The 26,933-nt window shown below is 50.9% G+C and carries 21 protein-coding genes; 3 read left to right on the top strand and 18 right to left on the bottom strand.

Going from position 1 to position 26,933, the window contains the following annotated elements:
• Nucleotides 1-332 precede the first annotated feature (332 nt).
• From NE473_RS10635 to NE473_RS32840, 5 genes are all read right to left on the bottom strand, one after another.
• Nucleotides 333-2,360: a DUF2264 domain-containing protein gene (locus NE473_RS10635; protein WP_055649653.1), complete on the bottom strand. Its 2,028-nt coding sequence runs from the start codon at nucleotides 2,358-2,360 to the stop codon at nucleotides 333-335.
• A gap of 22 nt (nucleotides 2,361-2,382) precedes the next feature.
• Nucleotides 2,383-4,011, bottom strand: coding sequence for an amidohydrolase (locus NE473_RS10630; RefSeq protein WP_055649652.1), 1,629 nt, complete (start codon nucleotides 4,009-4,011; stop codon nucleotides 2,383-2,385).
• A gap of 74 nt (nucleotides 4,012-4,085) precedes the next feature.
• Nucleotides 4,086-6,311, bottom strand: a complete 2,226-nt coding sequence (locus NE473_RS10625) for a polyribonucleotide nucleotidyltransferase (protein WP_081034830.1) — start codon at nucleotides 6,309-6,311, stop codon at nucleotides 4,086-4,088.
• Between the two features lie 381 nt (nucleotides 6,312-6,692).
• A complete protein-coding gene (rpsO, locus tag NE473_RS10620; RefSeq protein WP_006771345.1) occupies nucleotides 6,693-6,959 on the bottom strand; it encodes a 30S ribosomal protein S15 in 267 nt (88 codons plus the stop codon).
• Nucleotides 6,960-7,053: 94 nt separating this feature from the next.
• A complete protein-coding gene (locus NE473_RS32840) occupies nucleotides 7,054-7,884 on the bottom strand; it encodes an AraC family transcriptional regulator (RefSeq protein WP_022033110.1) in 831 nt (276 codons plus the stop codon).
• 136 nt (nucleotides 7,885-8,020) lie between these two features.
• Here NE473_RS32840 and NE473_RS10610 point away from each other — a divergent pair, with 136 nt between their 5' ends.
• Nucleotides 8,021-9,340, top strand: coding sequence for an alpha-glucosidase/alpha-galactosidase (locus tag NE473_RS10610; protein WP_055649650.1), 1,320 nt, complete (start codon nucleotides 8,021-8,023; stop codon nucleotides 9,338-9,340).
• A gap of 70 nt (nucleotides 9,341-9,410) precedes the next feature.
• Here NE473_RS10610 and ytvI read toward each other — a convergent pair whose 3' ends face one another.
• The 7 genes from ytvI to NE473_RS10575 form a co-directional block, all read right to left on the bottom strand.
• Nucleotides 9,411-10,541 carry a sporulation integral membrane protein YtvI gene (gene ytvI / locus NE473_RS10605; RefSeq protein WP_055649649.1) on the bottom strand — a complete coding sequence of 377 codons (1,131 nt, stop codon included), beginning with the start codon at nucleotides 10,539-10,541 and terminating at the stop codon, nucleotides 9,411-9,413.
• Nucleotides 10,542-10,824: 283 nt separating this feature from the next.
• Complete coding sequence (locus tag NE473_RS10600) at nucleotides 10,825-12,174, bottom strand: amidohydrolase (RefSeq protein ID WP_055649648.1); 1,350 nt, start codon at nucleotides 12,172-12,174, stop codon at nucleotides 10,825-10,827.
• Nucleotides 12,171-14,006 (bottom strand): adenine deaminase C-terminal domain-containing protein, encoded by a 1,836-nt coding sequence (locus NE473_RS10595; protein WP_081034829.1) that lies wholly within the window; start codon nucleotides 14,004-14,006, stop codon nucleotides 12,171-12,173. The genes NE473_RS10600 and NE473_RS10595 overlap by 4 nt, the downstream gene beginning before the upstream one ends.
• Before the next feature lie 244 nt (nucleotides 14,007-14,250).
• Nucleotides 14,251-15,309 (bottom strand): ABC transporter substrate-binding protein, encoded by a 1,059-nt coding sequence (locus NE473_RS10590; protein WP_341465588.1) that lies wholly within the window; start codon nucleotides 15,307-15,309, stop codon nucleotides 14,251-14,253.
• Nucleotides 15,310-15,347: 38 nt separating this feature from the next.
• Nucleotides 15,348-16,397 (bottom strand): ABC transporter ATP-binding protein, encoded by a 1,050-nt coding sequence (locus NE473_RS10585; protein WP_055649647.1) that lies wholly within the window; start codon nucleotides 16,395-16,397, stop codon nucleotides 15,348-15,350.
• A 24-nt stretch (nucleotides 16,398-16,421) separates the two neighbouring features.
• Nucleotides 16,422-17,204, bottom strand: a complete 783-nt coding sequence (locus NE473_RS10580; RefSeq protein WP_022033103.1) for an ABC transporter permease — start codon at nucleotides 17,202-17,204, stop codon at nucleotides 16,422-16,424.
• Nucleotides 17,197-18,030 carry an ABC transporter permease gene (locus NE473_RS10575; protein WP_055649646.1) on the bottom strand — a complete coding sequence of 278 codons (834 nt, stop codon included), beginning with the start codon at nucleotides 18,028-18,030 and terminating at the stop codon, nucleotides 17,197-17,199. The genes NE473_RS10580 and NE473_RS10575 overlap by 8 nt, the downstream gene beginning before the upstream one ends.
• A 171-nt stretch (nucleotides 18,031-18,201) precedes the next feature.
• Here NE473_RS10575 and NE473_RS10570 point away from each other — a divergent pair, with 171 nt between their 5' ends.
• Both NE473_RS10570 and NE473_RS10565 read left to right on the top strand, forming a co-directional pair.
• A complete protein-coding gene (locus NE473_RS10570) occupies nucleotides 18,202-19,167 on the top strand; it encodes a LysR family transcriptional regulator (RefSeq protein WP_055649645.1) in 966 nt (321 codons plus the stop codon).
• Nucleotides 19,168-19,825: 658 nt separating this feature from the next.
• Nucleotides 19,826-20,743 carry a ketopantoate reductase family protein gene (locus NE473_RS10565; protein ID WP_081034828.1) on the top strand — a complete coding sequence of 306 codons (918 nt, stop codon included), beginning with the start codon at nucleotides 19,826-19,828 and terminating at the stop codon, nucleotides 20,741-20,743.
• Between the two features lie 30 nt (nucleotides 20,744-20,773).
• Here NE473_RS10565 and NE473_RS10560 read toward each other — a convergent pair whose 3' ends face one another.
• From NE473_RS10560 to NE473_RS10535, 6 genes are all read right to left on the bottom strand, one after another.
• Nucleotides 20,774-21,661, bottom strand: a complete 888-nt coding sequence (locus NE473_RS10560) for an aldo/keto reductase (protein ID WP_055649644.1) — start codon at nucleotides 21,659-21,661, stop codon at nucleotides 20,774-20,776.
• Between the two features lie 59 nt (nucleotides 21,662-21,720).
• Entirely contained in the window at nucleotides 21,721-23,073 is a 1,353-nt protein-coding gene (locus NE473_RS10555; RefSeq protein ID WP_256265225.1) for a GH1 family beta-glucosidase, read from the bottom strand.
• Nucleotides 23,074-23,172: 99 nt separating this feature from the next.
• Nucleotides 23,173-24,000 (bottom strand): sugar phosphate isomerase/epimerase family protein, encoded by an 828-nt coding sequence (locus NE473_RS10550; protein WP_022033099.1) that lies wholly within the window; start codon nucleotides 23,998-24,000, stop codon nucleotides 23,173-23,175.
• Nucleotides 23,994-25,184: a Gfo/Idh/MocA family protein gene (locus tag NE473_RS10545; protein ID WP_172682240.1), complete on the bottom strand. Its 1,191-nt coding sequence runs from the start codon at nucleotides 25,182-25,184 to the stop codon at nucleotides 23,994-23,996. The genes NE473_RS10550 and NE473_RS10545 overlap by 7 nt, the downstream gene beginning before the upstream one ends.
• A 65-nt stretch (nucleotides 25,185-25,249) precedes the next feature.
• The gene (locus NE473_RS10540) at nucleotides 25,250-26,077 is read right to left on the bottom strand and encodes a sugar phosphate isomerase/epimerase family protein (RefSeq protein WP_055649641.1); all 828 of its coding nucleotides are present in this window, start codon (nucleotides 26,075-26,077) and stop codon (nucleotides 25,250-25,252) included.
• A gap of 12 nt (nucleotides 26,078-26,089) precedes the next feature.
• Nucleotides 26,090-26,929: a sugar phosphate isomerase/epimerase family protein gene (locus NE473_RS10535; RefSeq protein WP_006771324.1), complete on the bottom strand. Its 840-nt coding sequence runs from the start codon at nucleotides 26,927-26,929 to the stop codon at nucleotides 26,090-26,092.
• Nucleotides 26,930-26,933 lie beyond the last annotated feature (4 nt).

The raw sequence follows: 26,933 nt of genomic DNA, 5'->3' as shown, positions 1-26,933 counted from the left end.
TCCGCACCATCGTCTCTTATGAAACAAAAAAGACTTTTAATGTACCTATTATAAGAAATGACCCATTTCTCAAAATAAATACATTAAAAGTCTGGTAACCAACGTCTGGTATGCATCACCAGACTGTTTTCACAGCCAGGATGTTGATGATGCACTGAAACTACTCCCTCTTAATGAATCTGATTCAGCAGATGCTTCCTATTCAATTTGTGATTAGTAGTATATCCGGTTTGATGGGGGGTGTCAAGGTATTTTTGACATTTTTTCTCATCAAATGCGATCTTCACAACTTCTTAATCTCACTCCATGCCCGGAAATTCTTGTTGAGACCGTTAAATATGGAGCCTTCCTTCCAGTCCCTCATAATCCACCGTGACCGTCCTGCCATCCTTCATCTCCAGAACAATGGGACCGTATGCCCCGCATTTTTCTTTATCCGCATAGGAGATGCTCCGGATCGGGAAAAGGTCCTCGTCCCGCCACTCTTCCTGGCTTTTCTTTGTCAGAATCACGCTGATCATCGCATACGGAAGGTATTCATAGTATTTCCTCCTGCGGCTGACGCCATACATAATACAGCTCTGCTTCGTCACAGCGCTCACGCCCTGTCTCGACATGATTTCAATATCATCGAAGCCGCCGTAGATGACCATCGCCATCTGTCCCTCGGAAGACTTCAAAAGGATTGCCTTGGCCCCCGTCACCTGATCCGTGCGGATTCTCACGTCCACACCCGAGCGGTCCACGTCCGGCATTCCATAGGAACCCAGTGTCAGGGTATATGGCTTATCCGGAATTCTGGTCCTGTCCACGCGCACGATGCCGTCCGCCACCGGAAAATCGGCCAGATCGATCGACGCCTGGTTCTGGAAGGTAAATTCAAATTCAAAATATTCCTTCCGGTAGAGCACTCCGTCCTTCACACCGCCGTACATCAGGATATTCGGGATCAGGCTCTTCGGTCTGCCGTCATAGGTCACACTGTACTGCATGGCCTCAATCCCCTTAAAATCGAAGTCCTCCCATAGAAACTGGCTGTTAAAGGACAGTCTGGAATAGGTATTGAGGGAGGGATTATCTTTCTTCATCAGGACCTTTGCCGTCCTGAATTCTGTAATTCCCGTATCTTTGTGGTTATCCACCACGATCCCCGGACCATCGAGCACCGTAGTCCTTACTTCCCTTTCCTTCATCTCCTCCCAGACCCCGTTTCTCTCCGTATCGGTCCAGAACGGATGATCCTCCGGAAGGGCGAGACAGACAAATGCGTTGGCAATCCAGAATGGGCTGGCCGCGCAGCTGTAGGTCTGAATTAGCGGCTGAAACGGTCCGTAGAAGCCAAGGCACGGCACTCCCTCATAGAAACACTCTTCCCGGGTCGCAAACTGGAGTACGGCACCTGAGGCGATTCTTCTGGCCAGCCCCGGGTCCGCAGCCGGATTCTTTAACAGAAAATTAGCCGCCAGCGGAGCGGATGCCGCGCTTCTGTAGATACCGCTTCTCCCCCACATGGTCACATGGCCCTCTTCATCGAACATGCGATGGAATGTCTCCACCAGACGGTTGGAGTATTCTTCGATCTTCGCGGCCATGTACGGCTCCTTTTCATAGCCGTACCACTGGTTCCAGAGAGGTCCGTACACATGGAAGGCCCAGGGGCAGTAGTAATCAAACAAATGCCCGTCGCGGTACCAGCCGTCCCCTGCGTAATAGGAGAGAATGGCGGCCGCGTGATCCCGCATCATCCCATGATCCACCGGGTATCCCTCCCGGTCCAGAAAGGCCAGAATCAGCATATTAAACAGGCGCCAGTTGTGGTGGCCCGTATAGGAATGGCCGAAATTCGACAGGTAATCTGCAATGCGGTCCCGCTCCTCCTTCGCATAATTCTCCCAGATCACCTCCCGGCACATGGACAGGCCGATAACAAGAGAAGCGCACTCACACGTGTGCTGAAACGCCATCTCCCCTTCCTGCGCCTCCGGAAATATCTCCTCCACCCGAAGCAGATAATTGGGCGTCCCGGGTGTGACGGAGAGCAGGATCTGTTTTGAATAATACTCCTTAAGAGAGTAGCCTCCCGCAGCTGCCTCCGGCTCATTATGAAGCAGCGGTGCCGCAATCAGAAAGCTCCTGGCAAGTCCCTCAAACCGCTCCGCCGCAATTCTCCATTTCGGCCCATCCGGCTGTGGATAGCTGACCTTTGTCTCATGGCGTCCGACTACGATCGGATCCTCGATCTTCTCCACATGCTCAAAAATTCCTTCCAGAAAAAAATGGCTGATACTGATCCAGTGTTCTCTTGTCATTCCCGTATAGGGACTCCGTTTCTTATCCGGATTTTCTACTGTAAACTTCATCGTAATTCCCCTCTCCCGCCTCTCAGCTGTTTTCTTTTTTGTATACACAGACACCACCCACGTATACTGCCAGTATGGCCGTGTCTTTTATCCTGTCCGGCGCGCACGTTCTGATGTCCTGTTCCAGCACAGCGAAGTCCGCCAGCTTTCCCACAGACAGCGTCCCCTTCTCGTCTTCTTCAAAGCTGGCCTCCGCTCCCATGGCGGTATAGGTGGTAATAGCCTCTTCCACCGTAAGGGCCTGCTCCTTCAGAAAGGTTTTCGTCCCATCCAGGGTGGAACGGGTCACTGCACACTGAATTCCTGCCATAACATCGGGTCTCTCCACCGGACAGTCCGATCCGTTGGATACAGAGACTCCCATAGACAACAGTGTTTTAAACTGATACGTCTCTCCTGCCCGCTCTGCTCCGATCCGCACCTCCACAATATGATTGTCATAATCGAGAAAAATGGACTGAATGTACGCGTGCAGCTTCAGCCTCCGGAATTCCTCCAACAGCCTGGCGGTCGTAATCTGGCAGTGAACAATTCCATGACGCCTGTCCCTTCGGTCCGGATTTTCCTCCATAGCCCTCTCATATGCCCTCGCCGTCATCTCCATGGCGCCGTCTCCGATGGCGTGAACAGCGATCTGCATGCCGGCTCCATCGGCCAGAACAATCATCTTCTCCAGTTCCTCCTGGCTGTAGATCGCGATCCCTCTCTCACCCGGACGCTCTGCATCCTCGTACGGCTGTCCCAGAAAAGCAGTTCTCGCCCCCAGGGATCCGTCTGCCAGAAGCTTTAACGGCCCGATTTTAAAATACCCGCTTCCCTGGCCCGTGCGGTAACCACACGACAGGAATTCCTCCAGCAGTTGCTCAGTCGGAAGCAGGCACTGTTCATAGACCCGTACCGTCATCGCGCCCTCCCGCTCCAGTTCCCGGTACGCCTCCAGCACGGTCTCAAAGGGGATGCCGGGAAATGCGGCCAGGTCATCGGTCTGGCACGACGTCACACCGCGGCTGTTTAAATCCTTCATGGCCAGCCGCAGATACTCTTTTAATTCCTTTTTACCGGGCTTAGTGACAGCTCCCAGAATCAGGTCCACACCAAATTCCCGGAATATTCCGTTGGGATTCCCAGCCTCATCAGTGTCAAAACAACCGCCTTCCGGCTGGGGTGTCAGCCTCGTGATCCCAGCCGCCTCCATAGCCTTCGTATTGGCACAGGCGATATGGCCGCAGGCGCGGATAACCAGAACGGGATGCTCTGTGGAAACCCGGTCTAAATCGCTGCAGTCCGGAAATCGCTTCTCATCCTGAAAGTAATCGTGGTTCCAGCCCCGGCCTACGATCCACGTGCCGGGGGACGGCTTTTCCTCCAGCAGATAACCGGACAAGGCCAGACACATGGCTTCCAGCGAGGTGGTGGCCTGCGTTAGATCCACCAGCTTCAGCGTGTGGCCGTAATTTAACAGATGCATGTGGGAATCATTAAACCCCGGAACTACAAACCGCCCCTCCAGATCGTGGAAGACGGTATCCTCCGTATGGTTCACGTCTCTCAGACTCCCCACCGCAGCAATCCGCCCATCCTCAACGGCTATCGCCTCCGCGTCCAGACCGGTTCCCGTATCGATAACTCCATTATAATAGATTTCCCTCATTTTTAATATACCTCTCTGAAAAAACAGGCAGCAAAACCGGATGTACTCCGTTTCTGCCGCCTGTCAGTTTTTATTTAGGAATTCCTTCTGTCGGAATCTCTTCTGTCAGAATCTCTTCTTCCGCCGTCACGTCTGCCGGAATCTCTTCTTCCGCCGTCTCTTCTGTCGGAATCTCTTCTTCCGCTGTCAAGCGTTGATACATCCACATTGGGATCCATATCGCCCGGCTTCATGCTTAAGTTGATTCTGCCCATCTTATCTACTTCAAGTACCCTTACAGTCACCTCGTCGCCGATATTTACCGCATCTTCCACTTTCTCAACGCGCTTATCTGACAATTTGGAAATGTGAACCATACCGTCCTTGTTCGGCGCCAGTTCCACAAATGCGCCGAAGTTCATGATTCTGACAACCTTGCCCTTCATGACAGCGCCCGGTTCGATGTCTGTCACGATGCTCTTAATGATCTCAATCGCACGTGCAATCATGTCTTTATCGGTTCCGCATACGGATACGCTTCCATCATCGGAGATGTCGATCTTTACGCCGGTCTCTTCGATAATCTTGTTGATTACCTTGCCCTGCTTGCCGACAACATCACCGATCTTCTGAGGATCGATCGTGATCTGCTCGATCTTCGGAGCATATTTTCCAACTTCCTTACGCGGCTCTGCAATCGCTTTTGCCATAACCTCGTCCAGGATGTAGATTCTTGCTTCTCTCGTTCTTCTGATGGCTTCCTCGATGATCGGTCTTGTCAGGCCGTGAATCTTGATATCCATCTGAATCGCTGTGATACCCTTGTGAGTACCGCCTACCTTGAAGTCCATGTCTCCGAAGAAATCTTCCAGTCCCTGGATATCGGTTAAAACGATGTAATCATCGTCAGTATCTCCGGTTACGAGACCGCAGGAAATTCCTGCTACCGCGGATTTGATCGGAACACCGGCCGCCATTAACGACATGGAGGAGGAACAGATGCTCGCCTGAGAGGTGGAGCCGTTGGATTCCATGGTCTCCGATACGGTACGGATTGCATATGGGAACTCTTCCTCCGATGGAAGCACCGGAATAAGGGCTCTCTCAGCCAGCGCACCATGGCCGATCTCACGGCGTCCCGGTCCTCTGGATGGCTTTGTCTCACCAACGGAGAAGGACGGGAAATTGTAATGGTGCATATATCTCTTGGAGGTCTCCATATCGTCAATGCCGTCTAATCTCTGGCTCTCAGATAATGGAGCAAGTGTACAGATGTTTAAAATCTGAGTCTGTCCGCGTGTAAACATAGCGGAACCGTGTACTCTCGGAAGCATATCGATCTCGGCCGCCAGAGGACGAATCTGATCGATGGCACGGCCATCCGGACGTTTGTGATCCTTTAAGATCATCTTACGGACAGTCTTCTTCTGATACTGGTAAACAGCTTCTCCCAATACAGCCAGCCACTCTTCCTTATCCGCAAATGCCTCTTCCAGCTTCGCAGTGATGGTTCTGATATTCTCTTCTCTCGTCTGCTTGTCGTCTGTGAAGACGGCTACTTCCATCTCTGCCGGAGGAACGATCTCCTTAATGGCAGCAAATAATTCTTCCGGAACAGCACAGCTGATATAGGAATGCTTCGGTTTGCCGCACTCGGCTACGATGGTATCGATAAATTTGATTACTTCCTGGTTTACGGAATGTGCCTTGAAGATCGCTTCGATCATGATATCTTCCGGAACTTCATTGGCTCCTGCCTCGATCATGATTACTTTTTCCCTGGTGGAAGCGACGGTTAACGCCATGTCGGACGCCTGCTTCTGAGCCTGGGTCGGGTTCACAACCAGCTCTCCGTCAACCATACCGATCTGGGTCGTCGCACATGGACCATCAAACGGAATGTCGGAAATACAGGTCGCAATCGCGGAGCCTAACATCGCGGTCAGTTCAGGACTGCAGTCCTGGTCTACGGACATGACGATGTTGTCCAGGGTCACGTCGTTGCGGTAATCCTTCGGGAATAATGGTCTCATCGGACGGTCAATAACACGGGAAGTCAGAATTGCGTTCTCCGAAGCCTTTCCTTCTCTCTTGTTGAAGCCGCCCGGAATCTTTCCTACCGCGTATAATTTTTCTTCGTACTCTACGCTTAATGGGAAGAAATCGATGCCTTCTCTTGGTTTGTCAGAGGCTGTCGCCGTAGATAATACGACAGTATCTCCATAATGCATTAATGCAGCGCCGCTGGCCTGCTTTGCAACTCTGCCGACTTCGACCGTTAAGGTGCGGCCGGCAAGTTCCATGCTGTAACTCTTGAACATGTTTGAATCTCCTTGTTGTTATAATATTTATATTATAAAGCAGAGGAGGCCGAAACTACTGATCTGCGCGCAAGCTTGATTGGCAGCTTGCATGGTAGCTTGATTGTGTGACCCGTTACTCCGCAGTGCACCTCGGTTCCGCTGCGCTTCACCTCGGTCGCGGGCTTCGCCCTATGAAAAAAGTCAAAATAAAATTTACTTATGTGCCAGCACAACGTAAATTTTTTTTTGCCTTTTTTCGCACTGCTCATGGCTTGCGCGTACATCAGCGGTCTCGGATTTTCCCTCCGCTTTTAATACTCTTTTTGTTATTATGTCTTTCTTTTCATTTCTCTAATAATAGACAGATAGGGTGGAGAAGTTTCTCCACCCTAAATGGTTTTATTTTCTGATTCCTAACTTCTCGATTAACGCACGGTAACCGTCTAAGTTGGTCTTCTTTAAGTAGTCAAGAAGTCCTCTTCTCTGTCCAACCATCATTAAAAGTCCTCTTCTGGAGTGATGGTCTTTCGGATTCTTCTGAAGGTGATCAGTTAATTCTGTGATTCTCGCTGTTAAAATAGCGATCTGTACTTCCGGTGAACCTGTATCTCCGGCTTTTCTGCCGTATTCTTCGATAATTGCTGCTTTCTTTTCCTTTGAAATCATGATGATTTCCTCCTTTAATTTTTCATTCCCACCATATACCAGGCGCTGGTTGGAGTATCCAAAGCGCTGAGCACTGGCGCATTTTCATACCGATCTAGTTTACCATAAGCTGTCCTCTGTTGTCAATGATTTTTTCCTCAGATTCCCGCCCTGGTTTTATTTTTTTCATGCTCCGATACCTGGCCGGTGCATTCCCAGTCGCTTTTTGAAAATGCCGGCAAAAGGAGGAGGAATCGTGGTATCCGCAGGAATAAGCGATCTCGGTAATCCGGTATTCCGTCTGCACCAGCATCTCCTTCGCTTCCTCCAGGCGGTAGCGGCTCAAATACTGCTTCGGCGACACCCCCGCCTGATGCATGAAAATACGATAGAGATACGTCCTGTCAATCCCTACGTAACCGGCAATCTCACTGATCTGTATGGGATAGCTGTAATTATGACGGATAAATGCAACGGCCCTCTTAAAATAGCCTTCCTCATCCACAGGTACGCCGCCCTTTCCCGATCTTAAAAGGCAGGCCATAATTAAATAGAAGTATCCCAGAACTCTCTCCCGGTTTTCCTCTGCGCTTCCAAAGGCGCCGAGAAGTCCTTCAAACCAGCCGGAAACCGCGGTGATCTCACCCATGGCGCATACAGGAAGGCTGTGGTCCGGATAATACCGTTCCAACAGCGCTTCCGCCCCGTCGCCGTCAAACGCAATCCACGCATAACTCCATGGCTCCTCAAAATCCGCCTGATAGTACGTCACCTCTCCCGGTCTGATCAGAAACGCTTCCCCTTCCTTTATCTCATACTGCCCATACCCGGTCCTGTAAATTCCTTTTCCCTTCAGCACAAAATGAATCAGCTGGTGAGACCTCACTGCCGGACCAAAGAAATGGCCCTTCTCGCAGTCCTCCCGGCCGCAATAGTAAACCTTCACCCGATTCCCCTTCTCCTTTCAAGATGCAACAAAATGACAATAATTACGAAACAAATTTTCTATCTTGTTTTCCTGTCTCATTATATACTTTCTTCATAAGCAGCACAACCGAAAAAAAGAAAAAAGGAGAATCATTATGGTAAAAATTACGTTTATGGGCGCCGGCAGCACCGTGTTTGCAAGAAATGTCCTGGGAGACTGCATGTGTACCCCCGCGCTGTGCGACGCAGAGATCGCACTGTATGACATCGACGGTGAACGCCTGAACGACTCTTACGTCATCCTGTCCGCGATCAACAAAAATGTCAATCAGGGCCGCGCATCCATCCACACCTATTTAGGCGTGCCCAATCGGAAGGACGCACTTCGTGACGCCGACTTCGTCGTAAATGCCATCCAGGTAGGCGGCTACGATCCCTGCACCATCACAGATTTTGAGATTCCCAAAAAATACGGCTTAAACCAGACCATTGCCGACACGCTGGGAATCGGCGGAATCATGCGGGCACTGCGCACCATTCCCGTACTGGAAGATTTTGCCAGAGATATGGAGGAGGTATGTCCCGACGCCTATTTCTTAAATTACACCAATCCCATGGCCATGCTGACCGGATATATGCAGCGCTATACAAACGTAAAGACCATCGGATTATGCCACAGCGTCCAGACCTGTTCAAAGACCCTGCTAACGGAGCTGGGTATGGAAGATAAGCTGGAGGGCCGCACGGAGCTGATCGCCGGTATCAATCACATGGCCTGGCTTTTAAAGCTTCACGACAGGGAGGGCAATGACCTCTATCCGGAGATCCGCCGCCTGGCCGATCAGAAAAACCGGGAAGAGAAGCATAAAGACATGGTTCGCTTCGAATACATCCGCCATCTGGGCTACTACTGCACTGAATCCAGCGAGCACAACGCCGAGTACAATCCGCTATTCATCAAGAGCAAATATCCGGAGATGATTGAGGACTACCAGATTCCATTGGATGAATATCCCCGCCGCTGCATCAAACAGATCGAAGGCTGGAATCAGGAGAAGGACAGTATTCTGATGGATGGAGCCATCACCCACACCCGCTCTTTAGAATACGCATCCTATATTATGGAAGCAATTGTCACCAATCAGCCCTATAAGATCGGCGGAAATGTGCTCAACCATGGCCTTATCGATAATCTGCCGGCCGAAGCCTGTGTGGAGGTTCCCTGTCTCGTAGACGGAAGCGGAATCACGCCATGCCATGTAGGTGCCCTCCCCACACAGCTGGCCGCCATGAATTTAAGCAATATTTCGGTCCAGCTTCTCACCATCGAGGCAGCCCGCAGCAGGGACCGCCGCACCATCTATCAGGCAGCCATGATGGACCCCCATACCGCCGCCGAGCTTAACATCCCCGATATTATCGCCATGTGCGACGAACTGATCGCCGCCCACGGAGAGTATATGAAGGAATATTAATCCCCTGCCACAGCAAAGGAGCAGCCGCTGCAGATACTTAACGCCGCGGCTGCTCCTTTGTCTCCTACTGTCATAATCCATTCCCTGTACGGGTTTCGCCGAATCCCTGTTTAATCAAATGAATCGTACCTTCATCATTCATCTTCTTTACAATGGTGGCAATAACCGGAAACGTAAAGATCCCCAGCACACCGATCAGCTGTGCCCCTGCGAAGATACACAACAGGGTAACGATCGGATGGAGTCCCACCTGTTGTCCGATCACTTTTGGTTCGAGAGTCTGTCTGACGATAGTAATTATTACATACAGAATAAAAATCCCCACACCGAGTCCCGTTTTTCCAATGATACAAAGAATAAGCGCCCACGGTATCAGGACAGTTCCGGTTCCCAGTACCGGAAGGATGTCGACCACAGCCACCAGAAACGCCAAAAGCAGAGGCATTGGTATCTTCAGCAGCACAAATCCCAGATACAGTTCCGCAAAGGTAATCGTCATCATAAGCGCATACACCTTAAGAATCTTCCAGATGGTCGTCCTTGCCCCCGCTGCGGTCTCGGCAATCATCTTTCTCCGCTCCTCTTTAAACTGCCGCAGGACAAAATCCCAGATTCTGTCATAATCAATTGTGAAGAAGAAAGACGAAATAATCGTAAATATGGTCTGTACCAGAATCGCCGGAAATCCCACAATCCAGGAAGCTCCCCAGCCGATCAGAGTTCCTGACATCGTCATAATTCCGCTCTGCAGGGCATTTTCCAGGCTGGCAGACATCTGACTCAGCCAGTCCTGATATTCAGGGAAACTGACAACGATCCGTTCAAACAGAATTCCCAGCTCCGGCTCTATCACCTCCATATAAAACTGAGGCAGCTTTCCGGCCAGATTTTGAATAAAGGCAACGATATGGCTCGCCGAAAACAATGCCGCCATCACCAGAATTCCGTAAAATACCAGAAGCACCGCAATCGACACCGACGCTCGCTTTCCTCCCGTTCGTCCGCACAGCTTCCGGATCAGAGGCGACAGCACTGCAGCCACCGTAAGCCCCAGCAGAAACGGAAAAAACATAGGTACCAGCCGTTTCATCACAAAGAGAAAAATCCCTCCCAAAATGACGAAGTAGATCACATTCGTTATAAACCGTTTTCTGCCTTCCATCCTGCGTTCCTGTACTGCCTGTTCCTTACTTTCTTCCATATTTGGCTATCCATCCCTTCCTCATGCATCTTATTATGGTTTTGTCCAATTCATGCACAAAAAGGCACAACCTGCCACAAAAATGCAGGCCGTGCCTTTTTCTTATCATTTTTATCCCTGCGTCGCTTCCGGCGTGGTTCATGGTTTCCTCTGACTGTCCTTTATTTGAGAAGTCTCCGCCCGCCTCTTCATGGAAGTACCGGACTCAGGCCTTCATCTGAACGCCATTATAGAAACAGAAAGCCCTTTCGTCAAGCGAACCGGGGGAAGCTTAACGACATCTTTACAGGGATACCAGGGCGTTCTCCGCAAACGCAGTCTTCGCCATCTTTCGTTCCAGCTCCTCCCTCAATACGTCCAACCGTTTTTCAGCCAGCTTCCCGTCCTTTACAACACAGGCGCCTTCCACAAACACCATATTCACATTTGAGGGGCCTGCGCTGTAGACCAGAGCAGAATACGGATCATAGACAGGAAACATATTGGCGGAACGGGTCTCTACAAGAACCAGATCAGCCCGTTTCCCCACTTCAACCGAGCCGGTCATCTGTTCCATATGAAGAGCCTGTGCCCCCATCACCGTAGCCATCTCCACCATCTGCCGCGCCGGAAATGCGCTGCGGTTCTTCGTTTCATTCTTGTGGAAATTGGCGAACAGCTTCATCTGCGTAAACAGATCCAGTGTATTGCCGCTGGCCGGCCCGTCGGTGCCGAGGCCCACCGTAATCCCCAGCTCCCGCATGCGGCTGACCGGAGCCACGCCTTTGGCTGCCTTCGTGTTGGAACCGATGCAGTGGGCTACCGAAGCTTCCCTCGCAGCAAACAGCTGCAGATCCGATTCAGACATATGGATACAGTGGGCCGCCAGCGTCTGTTTTCCCAAAACTCCCAGAGAATCCAGATATCCCGCCGGCGTCTGTCCAGACGTCCCCCGGAAATAATCCATCTCATAATCCATTTCTGCTGTATGGAGGCTGAATGGAGCCCCATAAGCATGATCCAGCTCCCACGCCGCTTTCAGAAGGCCGGAGGAGCAGGTCGTCGTCCCGTGGGGAGCCACACACCCGGAAATTCTCGGATGCCCCTGATACTTCTTCATCAGGCTCTCCCCATAGGAAAGCGCTTCATACGGATCTTTAAAATCACAGGCCTCCTGTTCCATAACGGTTTCTCCGGCAATTCCGCGAATCCCCATCTCATCCATGGCCCGGGCCGCCTCAGCTTCGTAATAATACATATCGAAAACGGTGGTGACACCGGCCAGCAGCATCTCCGCCGCCGCATATTTCGTGGAAAGATAGACAAGCTCCGCATCCATGGCCCTCTGCTCCATCGGAAGCAGAAATACTCTCAGCCGGTCTTTGCAGTCGTCTCCCAGGCCGCGAAACGGGATCATTCCCATATGCGTGTGAAGGTTCACCATGCCCGGTATGAGAATACCGCCCTTCCCGTCTATCAGGCAGGGACCGTCTCCAGTTTCATGCTTCCTCGCCTCTGCGATCACCGTCTCCAGCGTATCCATCGTTCCCACCGCAGTAATTTTCCCGTCTTCCCACGCGGCAAAGCCGTGTTTTATGACCTCCCGCTGTGTATTCATCGTTACCACAACGACATTTGTAATAATTGTACTCACTGTTCTGCTACCTTTTCTTCCTGTATCTGAAATGACTCTACCAGAGGAACTTTCCTCTGGCTTTTTACATCGAACATTCCCTGATCGCTCAGCTTAAGCTCCGGAGACACCAGAAGGGACAGTGTGGAAATGGACATAATGACATTATGATTCACATACCCCATTCGCTCAATCTCTTCCCTTACGGCCTTTATCTCTGCCGCCAGCTCCGGAAGGCTCTTATCCGACAGGATTCCTCCCACCGGCAGTTCTGCCGCCGCGGTCACTCTGCCGCCGCACGCCGTCACATAGCCGCCCTGCATGTGCACGACCTCATTCTGTGCCAGAACCATGTCCTCCACCGAATTCCCCAGCACCAGCAGATTATGACTGTCATGCGACCACGTAGTCGCCACGGCTCCTTTTTCCTGAAAGCCATGCTCCACAAATCCCCAGGAGACATTTCCATTTTTCCCGTATCGCTCGAAAACAGCCGCCAAACACAGTCCCGCCTCCTGCCAGCAGAGAGTTCCCTCCCGGACAGGAATTCTTCTCTGAACATGTTTCGCCCTGGTACCAAAGGTCTGTATCTGCATCACATTTACCAGTGCTGTCCCGGACAGCGCAGTCCGGTTATCTTTCCAAAAATCAGTAATCGGCAGTACAAAGTCCGACGCCAGCGCCAGCCGGCATTTCACGGAACTGTAAAAGTGGTCTGGAAACCTTCTTTTAAGGCCCCGGTCCGGCCCATCTGGCATCCTGCTCTGGCATCGCCTTCCATTTTTGAAAACAGCCTCCGGCACAAAGCTTTTTAAGTCAGGAAGAACTGCGAAATCCGCTATCTTCCCCGGAGCAATGATCCCTCTGTCATCGAGATGCATTCTCCTGGCCGGTGTGAATGTAGCCAAATAAACCGCCTTCTCTGCCGGCATCCCTTTCTCCACGGCCAGCCTGACAATCCGGTTCAAATGGCCTTCCATCAGGCGGTCAGGCATCGTATCATCCGTCACCAGCGCCACATTTTCGTAAAGCTGATGCCTCTTCACAGCTTCCACCACATCCTCTTTCAGAGATTTCTCCTGCAGCTCGAGAAACATCCCCATATCCGCCTTCTCCACCACAGATTCCGCCGTCTGTTCCGTATGATCCGCATCCACGCCCGCTCTGACAAATGCCGCTAAATCTCCGCCGGACAGTCCCGGACAATGTCCTTCTATCCTGATATTTCTGCCGCATTCCCCGCAGATTTTGAGAAATCGCTTACTCTTCGTATCCTCTTTTGCCGCCAGATCCTTAAAGTTCATCACTTCTCCCAGACAAACCACACGCTCATCCTGCAGTAGCTTCCAAAGCTCCTCTTCCCCAAGCTCCGCCCCCGAAGTCTCCATCTCCGTTCTGGTAGCAGGCACGCTGGACGGAATTCCATAAAAAATATCCAGTTCCGTCTCCTGTTCCATAAAGCTTAAGATCCCCTCCAGCCCAAATACATTAGCAATCTCATGAGGATCTGCCACTGCCGTAGTGACCCCGAAAGGTATCACTGCCCGCGAAAATTCCTCCGGATACGTCATCGAGCTTTCCACATGCATATGAATATCCACCAGCCCGGGAATCACAAACTTTCCAGTCCCATCAAAGACCGACTCTGCTTCCCATTCCCCGCGCCGTGCTCCCACCCGCAGCTCCGAATCTCCCACAAAATCAGAAACAGGAGAAACGTCAAAAAACTTTCCTCCTGTCACTGCAATATCCATCCGTTCAAAGCACTGCCTGAAAGTCCGATAAACCCAGGCATTCTCTATCACCAGATCCACTTTCACAACCACAACACCTCCGTCATTCCCGTTAGCCAAATTTCTCCAATTATCCCGTTTTTGCTCCTCAGCCCACTTTTTACTTTTCCTCAATTTCTCCGCAGTTCCACCATCTACCCACCAATCCCCTTCATTCACAAATTTGTAGGCCAGCCTGCCCCAGCGGACTTTTCACAGCCTCGCTGGAAAACGAGCGCGGGAAACGCGGGCAGGGAACGCGCTCGTTTTCCTCACCCCCCTCCGCAAAGTCTGCGTCCCCTTGCCATCACCCCAAATTTGCAAATCAAGAATTAATAATCCTGTTCCACTGATCAATCCACTCTCCCAGGATCGGATTCACAAACGAATAATCAATCACCTTCGCGTTCTCCGCCGCATCTCCATACGTCATATTGGCGGATTCTTCCTCTGTAAATACCACCTGGTTATTTGTAGGCGCTTCATTCAGCGCTTTTCCTGTCTTTGTCTGAAGTTCCCGGCTCAGTCTGTAATTGATGTACTCATAAGCCAGTTCCTTATTTTTAGAGTTCTTCGTAATGCTGATCGTATTAAAGTTGGCGTATGTCACGTCAGGAGTCACGTAGACAAGGGACGGATCCGCCGCCTGAATTGTCGGAACGCCAAAATCACCGACAATCGCAGCCTCTATTTCCCCGGAGGTAAACATATTAATCAGGTCCGAAGACTTCGCATACGTCTTCACGATATTCGGTTTCAGTTCCTTAAGCGCTTCAAATGCCGCCGCTCCCTGATCGGCTGTCACATCCGCTCCCTTGTAATCACTCGCCATATACACCATGGCCGGTCCGAAGGTGGTGGTAATATCCGGAATTGCGATCCGTCCTTCCAGCCTCGCATCCCAAAGGTCATCGAAACTCTTAATCTCAAATCCCACAGCCTCCGGATTGTACATGATACCGATACTGTTAATGGTATAAGCGACACCCTGTCCCGCTTCCGCCATCGTCTTCGCAGCGCCGATCAGATACTGGCTGTTTTCAATTTTACTTAAGTCGATCGGCTCGAATAAGCCTTCCTCGATCCCCTTCGCCGTCATGGCCTGGGACAGCTCGATCACATCAATGACCGTTTCCGAGTCTGCCGACAATTTTGTATAACGTTCGTTGGTACTGCCTGTCTCCGTCACAATTTTACATCCAAACTCATCCTCAAATGGTTGATAGACCTCTTCCTCCGAGATATCCTCGCTGAGTCCGTAAGTCGAGAGAATCAGTTTCTTCGAATTCCCGTCAGAGTTTCCTCCCTCTGCAGAATTGGAGCTTCCGCAGCCCGTCAGCACCAGCGCCGCACAGAGAGACAATGCCATCATTTTCTTCATCATAATCGTACCTCACCTTTCAAAAATTTATATGTCTTCCGTTACCTGTTCACTAAAATCAGTTTCTCCTCCGGCAGATACAGGCGAATCGTCTGCCCTTCTTCATACGATTCATCCGCGTTCCTGTTCACCAGGAATTTTCCTGCTTCGGTATGAACCTCATACTGATAGCTCTTTCCAAGAAACGTACGCACGCCTACCGTCCCGGTCAGCACATTTTCGGTCCGGCCTTCAAAGTCCACCAGAATATCTTCCGGCCGGATCGTTCCGATAACTGTTTCTTCCGACGGAACCACACCGTCCGCCGTCTTTACGGTAAACACTTCCCCGCTGTCTGTCCGGTAAACGTCCCCGCCTTTGTGGAGCGTAAGAAAGTTTTCAAATCCAATAAATTTCGCCACAAACTCCGTCTTCGGCCTGCTGTAAATATGCTCCGGAGTGTCATACTGTTCGATCACACCGCGGTTCATTACCGCCACCTTGTCAGAGATGGAAAAACACTCCTCCTGATCATGGGTGACAAACAGCGTGGTGATTCCCAACTGCTTCTGAATCCGTTTGATCTCCATTCTCATGTTAATCCGCAGCTTGGCATCCAGATTACTGAGCGGCTCATCGAGCAGCAGCAGCTTCGGCTCGATCACCAGAGCCCTGGCAAGTGCGACTCTCTGCCGCTGTCCGCCGGACATCTGCTGAGGAAAACGGTCTGCAAATTCCGTGAGCCCGCATACCTCCAGGATGTCCTTCACCTTTCTGTCCATCTCCGCCTTGTCCAGCTTCCTGATCTTTAAGCCGAACGCCACATTGTCATAGACTGACAGATGGGGAAACAGCGCATAACTCTGAAATACGATACCGAAATTTCTTTTATGCACCGGCACCTTTGTTAAATCCGCTTCATCCAGTGAAAAAATGCCGCTCTGGGGTTCGATGAAGCCGGCCACCACCCGAAGTGTCGTAGTCTTACCGCATCCGCTGGGCCCTAAGAGAGAGACCAGTTCGCCTTCCTCCACCTCCAGGTTCAGTCCTTTTAGGACCTGCTTTTTCTTATCATAACAGACATCAATATCCTTAAGTGTCATAAATGCCATCGTCTTTTCCTCCTTAACTGGCGACTATTTTGTCAACGCGGCGATTCCCAGCGTCTTATCTACAATTACCATAATCATGACTGTGGCTGCCATTAAGAGCACGGATACCGCTGATACAGTCGGATCATAATTATATTCGATGTAATTCATCAGAGTCGCCGGAAACGTGGAGACTCCCGGACCGGAAAGAAACATGGATACCGGTATATTGTTAAAGGAATTGATAAAGGCAAGCATGAAAGCGGCCGAAATTCCCGATGTGATATTCGGAAGCACCACTTTAAAAAATGCGGAAATTTTGCCGCACCCCAGGCTCCATGCCGCTTCCTCCACCGAGAAATCAAACTGGTCCAGACTCGACCCCACCACACGGATAACGTATGGAAGCGTCACCATAAAATGTCCTGCCAGAAGTCCGGCATACACCGGAATCCTCAAGGACAGCACGAGAAACTGGTAAAGCACAAAGCCGATTACAATTCCCGGAACAATGGTAGGAGACAGGAACACCGACTTTAAGATCCCTTTTCCCTTCATGCCGGATCTTGCCAGTGCATAGGCCGCCGGAATCCCCACAAGAAGAGCGATGAAGGTAGCCAGAAAAGCAATTTCCAGGCTCGTTAAAAATGATTTCCGGAAAGATTTTAAGGAGAAAACATTCAGAAACCATTTCATGGAAAATGATTCAATGGGAAAGGTGATGGCATTACCTCCGCCAAACGCCGTCACGGTAATGATGATGAGCGGTATGATCAGAAATGCAAAGACCAGTCCCGCAAAAATCGTGAGCAGTTTATTTTTACGCACGGCTTCCTCCTCTTCTGTCCAGCCTGTTGGCCAGAGCGTTAAATCCTTTGATGACAATCAACGTCACAATAATCATAATCAGGGATATCACCGCCGCTCCATCCCAGTCACCCACCGTCATGGCACGCTGGTAAATGAAGGTCGACAGCACCATATTCTTATTGCCGCCCAGCAGCTGCGGCGTGGTGTAGGCTGTCAGCGTTCCGGTAAACACGAGTATACCGCCTACAATAATTCCCGGAAGGCTCATGGGGAAAACAACCTTCAGAAACGCGGTAAACCGGTTGGCGCCCAGGCTCTGAGCGGCCTCCATCATATCATCCCCGATATTTTCCATGACGCCGGCCACCGTCACAATCATCAGAGGAAGGAATAAGTAAACAGAACCGATGATAATGGCAAAATCGGTGTATAATAGTTTCACCGGCTTATCTGCAAATCCCGCGGCCATAAGAAACCGGTTTATTATCCCGTTGCTTCCCAGGATATTGATCCATGCAAAGCTGCGGATGACAGAATTCGTCATCATCGGGAAAATGGAAACTGCCAGAAGGATTCCCCGCCATTTTCTGCCGCACCGGCTGATAAAATACGCGGTCGGAACACCTGCCGCCATACAGGCCGCCGTCGTAATTACCGCCACCTTCACGGTCCTTGCGAATATCTTCAGATAATACTCGTCCAGGAAAAAGTCCACGTAAGAGTTGAACGGATACTCGCCGGCAAAGAGCGTGGGGACCAGAACCCTCAAAAGCGGAAGAAACAGACACACCGCCAGGATGACAAGTCCGGGCACCACCATAACAAATGCACTACTTTTCTTCATCTCTACCTCTCCAATTTATTTTTTTCATTTATTAGTTTAGTTAATCCAACGATGTACATTTATTATAAAATGTGATATACTGTACGTCAAATACATATAATCTATAGTTTTTATGCAGTAAAGCTATAATCCCTCATTGATCCATTGTCTTTCACCCAGGAGGAGACCGCCATGGAATTAAAAGAAGCCCGCTATATTCTAGCCATCGCCCGCCACAAGAGCATCAGCAAGGCGGCCGAGGCCCTGTTCATCTCCCAGCCATCGTTAAGCAAATACTTGAAAAATTTAGAGCAGCAGCTTGGAACCCGGTTATTCGACCGGATCGGCAACGGTTATTTTCCCACCTATGTAGGTGAGCGCTATCTCCACTATGCGGAAAAAATCGTGGAGTACGGCCTGGAATGGGATACAGAGCTTGATGATATTATGCACCAGAACCACGGCCGTTTAAACATTGCAATTCCAATCATGCTGGGCAACAGCATCATCGGCCCGACTCTGCCCCGTTTTCACAAGCAGTATCCTCACGTGACCGTAAATATGATGGAGGCAGTCAACTTTGTAGCAGAACATACCCTGACCGATCATACCGTGGATTTAACCTTCTATAATGTTCATGAATTCCCCAGGGATTTGGATTATCAGATCATTGGAAAAGAAGAGATTGTACTGGTGCTCTCCGCCTCCTCTCCCGCGGCTCATAAAGCAGTGGATAAAGAAGGCTTCCGATACCCGTGGCTCGATCTGCGTCTGCTGAAAGAGGAGGACTTTATCCTGCTTTACCCGGACCAGAATACCGGCGGAATAGCCCTGAAGCTCTTTTCCGAGTACGGTATGGCCCCCCACGTCCTGATGTATACAAGGAACAGCGAAATGTCTATCCGCCTGGCCATGGAAGGCGTGGGGGCGGCTTTTGCACCCGAGAGCTATTACCATTATATAAAAAGACAGGAAAGCTCCTCCCCCGCAGTCCGTTCCTCCGCCTGCTTTTCCATAGGAGCTGAAAAAATCGAAAACACGCTGATCGCCGCTTACCAGAAAAACCGGTATCTGCCGCAATATGCGCGGGCATACTTAGATATGATTAAGGAATACTGCTTATATATGGATCGGAAGAAGATACAGGGGGAAGATTAGAAAATTACAGATATAAAAAGAGAACACATTGAAAGACAGCTAATTGAAAGGCAGTTATTTCAAAGACAGCTATTTCAAAGGCAATGCTTTTAGATACAATAAGCTTACATTCAGCTATGAATAACGTCGGAAAATGTCGAATATTTATCTACATGGAATATTAGCCCGTTATTGTTTTTACTTTGTTTTTATGTTAAAATAACTTTGTATAATTGTGCCGCGGTCAAGAGGGTAGTCTGATGGTTTCCTCCGGAAATTTACAAAGGAGGATATGTGGTATGAATACACTGGAAGTGTTGACGCTGGTGCTGGTTATCTTTACAGTACTGGCCTACCTTGATAATCATCAGAAAAGAAAATAGCTATCCTCTACTCGCAATAGAGGATAGCTCGTAACTATAAATTACTCAGTTATCCGAAGTCTTAATCATCAGACCGAAACAAATCTTTTGATTACTTCTAAGTACATTATACCCAAGGTACTTGTATTTTACAAGTACCTTTTTGGATTATATCATAATTTCTGGTAAACAGACCACATCACACCGCCTCCGTCCTCACTTAAGCTGGAATCTCTCCAAGTTTCCTGTTTTCGCATCAGGAATCCTGTGGTATGATAAATGAAACGTAATATATAGAAAGCAATAGGAGGCCAACTATGAAGGAAATACAAAGCACTGCCATCATTGGCATGGGAGCACTCGGCTTACTGTACGGGAATCAGATTGTATCCAGGCTGGGTTCCTCCGGCCTGCGCTTCATTGCAGACAGAAAACGTATTCAGAAGTACCATTCCATGGAATTCACCGTGAACGGGGAGCACCGCACCTTTCCAATGGAAGACTGTGAAACCGCAGCTCCTGCCGATTTTGTGATCGTAGCGGTCAAATACAACGCGCTCCCCGAGGCCTTAAACACCATGAAGAACTGTGTCGGACCGGATACCACCATAATCTCTGTTATGAACGGCATCAGCAGCGAACAGATGATCGGGGAACGCTATGGCCGTGAAAAAGTACTGTACTCCATCGCCCAGGGCATGGACGCCATGAAATTCGGATCTTCCCTGACCTACACACAGGCAGGAGAGCTGAGGGTTGGCGCTCTGTCACCGGAACAGAACAACCGTCTGGAAGCCATGACCGCCTTCTTCGACCGGGCCGGGATTGCCTACACCGTTGAAGATGACATTCTGCACCGCCTGTGGGGCAAATTCATGCTGAATGTCGGTGTAAACCAGACCTGTATGGCGTATAAGACCACCTATTCCGGCACACTGGTTCCCGGAGAAGCCCATGACACCATGATTGGCGCCATGCGCGAGGTCATCAGGCTGGCCCATGCGGAACACGTCAACTTAACCGAGCAGGATTTAGACAGCTACATCGACCTGCTGAAGACGCTGTCACCGGACGGCATGCCGTCTATGAGACAGGACAGCCTGTCACACCGGCCGTCAGAAGTTGAGATGTTTTCCGGAACCGTCAGAGAGATGGCGAAAAAACACGGACTTGCCACACCGGTCAATGACCGCCTGTATAAGCGGATCAGGGAGATGGAGTCACAGTACACTTAATACGTTCCCGCAGGCGAAAGCAGACGAAAACTACCGCAGCACCTTCTGCCCGCTGGCCGTATAAACCCGGTACCAGTCCACGTGCTCCAGCCGGATCTCCACACCGCGGACCGCCTCCAAAAGGCGGTCGATCCGGTTGCTTCCGCAGATTGGCAGCGCTTTCACCGGATGGTATGCCAGCCATGCGTATACAATGGCAGACTCGGTAGTCCCGTATTGCTCCGCCAGTTCTTTCAGAACAGCCCTGACCTTTACACAGGCCTCATCGCTGCCGGTAAACAGCCTTCCGCCGGCCAGAGGCGACCATATCATGGGATGGATTCCCGTGCCTGTCAGCAGATCCATCATCCCTGAATCGAAGTGCTCAAAGCAGAGCGGGCTGCACTCGATCTGATTTGTGACCAGGCTCTGTCCGGTCGCCTGATTCAGCGCCTGGAACTTCCAGGGATCAAAATTCGATACCCCGTAAGCCCGGATAAGCCCTTCCGCCTGCAGGTCCTTAAGCGCCCTTCCGCACTCCGCCGGATCGAGACAGGGATCCTCTCTGTGAATCAGCAGCAAATCCACGTAATCCGTTCCCAGCCGCTCCAGACAGTCTCTGCACGCACGCATCACATGATCGTACGTCGTATTGTAATGGGAAAATGCTGCGTTCTCCCCTTTCGGCACGATACCGACCTTCGTCACCAGTTCGATCCGGCTTCTCAGCGTGGGATCGAAGGCCAGCGCTTTCCCCATCTGCCGCTCACACTCTCCGCCGCCGTACACGGCTGCCGTATCAAAGGTGGTAACACCGTTCTCCACACAGGCGTTCATATGATCTGCCAGCTTCTCCGGGCTCCAGTCCCAGGAAGTTAACCGCCAGTAGCCCTGTATTACCCGTGACAATTCAATCGGCCCCATCTTAATTCGTTCCATATGCTCTCCTTTTACTATCAATCTCTACATTAAGCTCCAGCTCTGTATTCCACCTATAACTACAGATTCTCACCATTCTGCATAATCGCATTCCTATACCACTCAAACGAATCCTTCGGTATCCGCTCCTGCGTCGCATAATCCACATAGATCAGACCAAACCTGTCGTTGTATCCTCTGGCCCACTCAAAATTGTCCATAAGCGACCACTGGAAATACCCTGCCACGTCCACGCCCTCCTCAGCGGCTCTCTTAAGCCCGCGCAGATGGCGGTGAAGATAATCAATCCTGGCATAATCATGAACCTTTCCATCTAACGCAGGCCAGTCATGGCTCGACATACCGTTCTCCGTAATAACGACCGGTGTCTGGTACCTCTCATACAGGAACTTGACGCCCCAGTAGAGACAGTCAAAATCCACATGCCAGTTAATGGCCGTCTTCGGCGCGCCGGGGCTGTGAGGCACCGTCTCCCAACCGCCGGGAACCGCCTTTGTCGGAATTCCTCTATAGATATTCTGGCCGTAAAAATCCGGTTTCTGATGGATAATCTTCATATCATCCGGTCCCATGACAGGCAGATCCTTTTCCAGAATGCGAAGACCTTCCTCCGGATAGTTTCCCAGCATCACAGGATCGCTCCACCAGCTGACGTTCCACGACCAGTCCCCATTCTCCGACATACGGAAATAGGCGTTTCTCGCCGCCTCCACATCTTTCGGATCGCTGCTGACCGGAACCGGCACATTGGACGTAGGCGCATAACCAATCTTTGCATCCGGAACAATGGAACGGATCTCCATGGAGGCCAGACCGTGCGCCATCATAACGTGATGGGCCATGGACAGTGCCTCGCGGCGGGGCAGCTTATGTCCCGGAGCGTGAACTCCATCCACGAATGCCAGACCGATGAATACCTGTGGCTCGTTAAACGTAATAAAGTTCTTCACCCGGTCTCCCAGCGCCCGGGCAACTACTGCTGCATATTCCGCAAACCATTTCGGGCTGTCAGGATTCAGCCAGCCGCCCCGCAGATACAGCTCATAAGGCTGATCCCAGTGGTACAGCGTCACATACGGTGTAATCCCGTTCTCCAGCAGCGCATCCGTCAGACGGGAATAAAAATCCAGCCCCTTCTGATTGACCGTACCAATCCCGTCGGGAAGAATACGGGGCCAGGAGATGGAAAAGCGATACGCCTTAATTCCCAGCTGCTTCATTAATTTTACATCTTCCTCAAATCTGTGGTAGTGATCACACGCCACATCGCCGTTGTGTCCTTCAAAAACCTTTCCGGGCTGGTGGGCGTACACGTCCCATATGGACAGCCCTTTCCCATCCTCAAAGGCCGCCCCCTCGATCTGATACGAACTGGTTGCGGCTCCCCATACAAAATCCTTCTGAAATCCCATAAATGCCTTCCTCCTGTTAACTCGCAGTTCACGGCCCCGCCCGTAAAAGGCAGAACCGTGAACCGCAGTGATGATTATGAAACAATTATTTTACATGAATCATTTCACATATCCGCTTTCTTTCATGCGCAGATACGACGCCGTTAAAGTCTGAACCCGGTCTAAATGCCGCAGCACATCCTGTTCCACACAGGCATATGATAAGCCCTGCCGGTCCATCTCCTCCAGGATCGGATCGACGGGAAGCAGCCCGCTGCCCAGGCTGGTAAAACCAACCTTCGTGGACGGATCGCTGTTCAGTATGTGCTTCGGCGCTTCCAGATCATAGAAGTCCTTCAGATGTACATTGGCAATCCTGCCCTCCAGACGTTTTAAGAGCTTTACCGGGTCCAACCCCGCCACCATTGCCCAGCCCAAGTCAATATTAAACTTAAGCCTCGGATCCACGTGCAGCAGCATTAAATCGAATCCCGAAATGCCGTTGTAGCAGGTGGTGAACTCCTGGTAATGGTTATGATAGCAGAAATGGATTCCTTCGCTCTCAAAAAACAGAACCGCCTTATTCATAAATTCAAAATCCTGCATGACCTCATCGTATCCGGCATTGCTGCCGTATCCCCTCCGGAAGCTGGCAATCATGCTGGAAGAATACATGCATACCTGATTTATCTCCTGAATGTGCAGTGACTTAATCTTCGCCGCCGGGTCCTGAAAGACCTCCGGGGATGCTCCCGACATGATGGGTTTAATCCCCAGACTGCAGACACGTTCATACTTCTCTTTTAAATCTCCTCCGGGAATGGCGTAATCGAGATCCATGTCCATGGCGCGGTATCCGATCTCCGCGTATTTTTCCAGCAGCTTCCATGTCTCCTCTGTCTTCGATCTGTCATCCGGAAGAAATCCTACTACACCAGCCTTTAACATATCCTGCCTCCTGCCCATTTTATCACATCCGGCTGCCAGTCTGCAAGCGCAGCCTCATGGCATTTGCCGATCATCCCGGCTTTTAAGGCTGCCGGCCTGGCCGGTCTGGTCTCCATCGTATAGACCGTCCCCTCCCTGGTGCAGACATCAAGCCCGTGAATCAGTTCCAATGCGTGCAGATGCAGTCCCACATCGCACCGGTGGGGCCTCTCGCCGCGAATCGCCCACGCCATCTCTGCCACGCCCATACCGCGCCTTGAGTCTCCCCACGTTCCCGGCGCTCCCTCAAACTTATTCGTCGTCACATGATCGTGGGTGATCGGTATCTCCATAAAACGGCTTCCGCCCTTTCGCATCAGCATCACCGGCCCGCCGTAATAGTTGGGGTCCGGGCAGATCAGCGTGCCTTCGCTTCCATACACTTCCACCCGCGGCGTCTCCATAAAGCTCTCGCCCGTCACCACGAGGGTGCCGCAAACACCGCTTTCGAACCGCAGCGCTCCGTATAAGCTGGTAATTCCCGGAACCTCCGCGCTTTCTCCCTGCCGCGGATTATAGGGATTTCTCAGTTCAAACGGGTACGAGTCCGCGAATCCCGCCACCGTCTGAACTGGTCCGAATAAGTGAACCATAGCGTGAATATAGTAGGCCGCCATGTCAAAGGGCAGCGTTCCTCCATTTTCCAGCTTAACGTCGTTTCTGGCGCCATCCGGCCAGACATTGCGCGCCAGAAATGCGTGCACGCTGATGGGCTTTCCTATGTATCCATCATCAATCAATTTCCGGCAGGTCTGGTACCCGCCTCCTAAAAATGTATCTGGCGCACACCCGATCCGAAGCCCCTTTTCCTCTGCCAGCCTGGCAATCTCACATGCCTCCTCATAGGAGGGTGCAAGGCTCTTCTCTGTATAGACGTGTTTTCCCGCGTTTAATGCCTCCCGGATCACCTGTGTATGGCTCTGCCAGTTGGTGGTATTCACCACAATCTCGATCTCGGGATCATCGTAGATCTCCTGGTTCGTCATCTGACGGATTCCGAATTCCTCCGCGCGGGCGGCGCTCCGCTCCGGTATCAGGTCACTGCATCCCACCACTTCCACGGACTCGAAACAATTCACCATATTATCCAGATACGTCCAGCTTATAATACCGCTTCCAATTAATCCTGCTTTTACTGGTTTCATTTTCTCTCCTTTTCCCGGACAGTCAGGCATTTCCCCTGCTGCCATCCGGTCTTAAGCCGACAGCATTACCATACATACCCGCTTTCCTTCATCGCCAGGTAAGACATGGTCAATGCCTCCCTGGGATTTAAGTTCCGCATGATATCCTGTTCCACACACGCATATTCCACCGACTGCCTGTCAAGTTCCTTCAGCACCCCCGGAATATTCACGACTCCCGTTCCCACAGCGGTAAACCCTTCCTTCGATGAAGGATCCTTCTCCACCATCTTCCACGGCTTCTGTAAATCGTAAAAATCCTTCACGTGGATGCATGCAATTCGTCCTTCCAGCCTCTTTAAGACCTCCACCGGATCATAGCCGCCGGAGGTAACCCAGCCCACATCCAGATCAAATTTCAGACGGGAGTCCACATTGTACAGCATGTGGTCAAAAGCATTGACCCCATGATATACCGTTATAAACTCGTGGTAATGGTTATGGTAACAGAAGGTGAGGCCCTCTTCGTCAAAGAGCTCTGTCAGCCGGTTCATATACTCGAAATCCCGCATCATCTCGTCATACGTCCCATGGACGCCATATCCTTCGTGAATGCTTTTCGATATGCTGGAGCTGTAAGCCGTAACCCGTTTGATTCCCTGGGCGTGGGCTTTTTTTGCAATCTCAGCCACACGGCCCACCGCCAGTTCAAAATCTCCCGGACAGCCCATGGTGAGCGGCTCCAGACCGAGATTTCTCAGTCTGGAAGCGCTTTCTGTTAAGTCTTCTCCGGGGGCGGCATACGATAAATCCATATCAATTGCTTTGTATCCCAAATCAGCACACCATTTAAAAAATTCCCAAACGTCTGATTTATCTTCAGGCAAAAAGCCTACGATACCCGCTTTAACCATGATTTCCCCTTCTTACAGATATTTTTTCAGGTTTTCGATGCTGATTTCAGCATTTTTAAGACTCTCCGGCTCATTCCACAGCTCCGTCATCAGCCACTTTGTCCCGCATGCCCTGGCCGCCGGGATAATCGTCCCGATATCCTGAATTCCGTGATCCCCTACTGCGCAGCCTCTGTGGTTGTCACAGATCTCATTGTGGCGTACCAGAATATAGTCGCTGTCTTCCATCGGCGGCTGGAAATCCTTGAAATGCAGGATATCCACGTGACCTTTGTACTTATCCAGATAAACTGCAGGTATCACCCCGCCTACAATCATCCAGGCCGTGTCAAATTCCGGCTGAAGCAGATCCAGACCGCATTCCTCCAGCATGCCGTCGATGGTACGGCGGCCCCTGTAATCTCTTAAGTAGCCGAAGGCAGACCCGTGTACCTGGAACTGGATTCCTGCGTCCCGAAACATCTGTGCAAACCGTTTCGTATTCTCATAGCACTTCTTCTGCTCGTCAAACGGCGTACGGTCTGCATAAAAACACGGTCCCACAGCCGCATAGGACAACCCCAGCTCCCTGCACTCAGCAATCACCGGTTCCGGATCCTCTAAAAGCCGTTCCGTGGATACGTGGCAGCCTAAGAGTTCAATCCCGTTTTCCGCAGCCGCCTGCTTTACCTCCTGCAAATCAATGGGGCGTTCCATACGGTCGGCCAGCGTAGCGCTGGAGCCGAGTGCAAACTCCCAGCCCTGATATCCCATTTTAGACACAAGTTCAAATGCTTTTGCAAATCCCAGTTCCTTGCAGACATTATGAATACTCCACATCTGAATCCCAATCTTAAGCTCGTTCTGTTCCATGATG

The sequence above is a fragment of the Hungatella sp. SL.1.14 genome (assembly GCF_024460495.1).
Classification (GTDB): Bacteria; Bacillota; Clostridia; order Lachnospirales; family Lachnospiraceae; genus Hungatella; species Hungatella hathewayi.
The sequence above is the reverse complement of the archived record's forward strand: the minus strand, read 5'-3'. Positions and strand labels throughout refer to the sequence as shown.